We start from the raw sequence: 1,816 nt of genomic DNA, 5'->3' as shown, positions 1-1,816 counted from the left end.
ACTTCAAGATAAGGAGGTGATCCAACCCCAGGTTCCCCTAGGGTTACCTTGTTACGACTTCACCCCAGTCATGAAACACAAAGTGGTGACCGTCCTCCCGAAGGTTAAACTAGCCACTTCTTTTGCATCCCACTCCCATGGTGTGACGGGCGGTGTGTACAAGGCCCGGGAACGTATTCACCGTAGCATTCTGATCTACGATTACTAGCGATTCCGACTTCATGGAGTCGAGTTGCAGACTCCAATCCGGACTACGACAAGCTTTGTGGGATTCGCTCCACCTCGCGGTATTGCTGCCCTCTGTACTTGCCATTGTAGCACGTGTGTAGCCCATCCCGTAAGGGCCATGATGACTTGACGTCGTCCCCACCTTCCTCCGGTTTATCACCGGCAGTCTCCTTAGAGTTCCCGCCATAACGCGCTGGCAAATAAGGATAGGGGTTGCGCTCGTTGCGGGACTTAACCCAACATTTCACAACACGAGCTGACGACAGCCATGCAGCACCTGTCTCACAGTTCCCGAAGGCACAAGTCTATCTCTAGTCTCTTCTGTGGATGTCAAGGGATGGTAAGGTTCTTCGCGTTGCATCGAATTAAACCACATGCTCCACCGCTTGTGCGGGCCCCCGTCAATTCATTTGAGTTTTAACCTTGCGGCCGTACTCCCCAGGCGGTCAACTTAATGCGTTAGCTCCGCTACCCACGGATCAAGTCCACAGACAGCTAGTTGACATCGTTTACGGCGTGGACTACCAGGGTATCTAATCCTGTTTGCTCCCCACGCTTTCGTGCCTCAGCGTCAGTATCTGTCCAGGTGGCCGCCTTCGCCACTGATGTTCCTTCCAATCTCTACGCATTTCACCGCTACACTGGAAATTCCACCACCCTCTACAGTACTCTAGTTTGCCAGTTCAAAATGCAGTTCCAAGGTTGAGCCCTGGGCTTTCACATCTTGCTTAACAAACCGCCTACGCACGCTTTACGCCCAGTAATTCCGATTAACGCTCGCACCCTCCGTATTACCGCGGCTGCTGGCACGGAGTTAGCCGGTGCTTCTTCTGTTGCTAACGTCACAGCGAGCAGCTATTAACTACCCACCTTTCCTCACAACTGAAAGTGCTTTACAACCCGAAGGCCTTCTTCACACACGCGGCATGGCTGCATCAGGCTTTCGCCCATTGTGCAATATTCCCCACTGCTGCCTCCCGTAGGAGTCTGGGCCGTGTCTCAGTCCCAGTGTGGCTGATCATCCTCTCAAACCAGCTAGAGATCGTCGCCTTGGTGAGCCATTACCTCACCAACTAGCTAATCTCACTTGGGCTAATCAAATGGCAAGAGGTTCCGAAGAATCCCCCTCTTTGGTCCGTAGACGTTATGCGGTATTAGCAGTCGTTTCCAACTGTTGTCCCCCACCATATGGCATATTCCCAAGCATTACTCACCCGTCCGCCGCTCGTCAGCAAAGTAGCAAGCTACTCTCTGTTACCGCTCGACTTGCATGTGTTAAGCCTGCCGCCAGCGTTCAATCTGAGCCATGATCAAACTCTTCAATTAAAAAATCGTTTGTGATGCTTAGCCGAAACCAAGACATCTGCTCAATGAATTCTGTCGTGTTACCAACAACTCTTAAAAGAGAAGTGATAACTACATAAAACGTACTAATTAAATTAATAATTAATACTTAATCTGTGTGACATCATTATTAAACTGTTTTACGTCTTTCCTTGCCTCTCGTTAGAGAATTAAGAACCGACTATGTAAAATCAATGTAATGTGAGTGTCCACACAAATTGCATGATAACTAATTGTTAAAGAA

At 49.5% G+C, this 1,816-nt stretch carries 1 rRNA gene; it reads right to left on the bottom strand.

What is annotated here, in order from left to right:
- Positions 1-9: 9 nt before the first annotated feature.
- A 16S ribosomal RNA gene (locus H4J76_RS19420) occupies positions 10-1,554 on the bottom strand.
- Between the last annotated feature and the right edge of the window lie 262 nt (positions 1,555-1,816).

This window comes from Colwellia sp. BRX9-1 (genome assembly GCF_014077195.1).
Taxonomy (GTDB): domain Bacteria; phylum Pseudomonadota; class Gammaproteobacteria; order Enterobacterales; family Alteromonadaceae; genus Colwellia_A.
The sequence above is the reverse complement of the archived record's forward strand: the minus strand, read 5'-3'. Positions and strand labels throughout refer to the sequence as shown.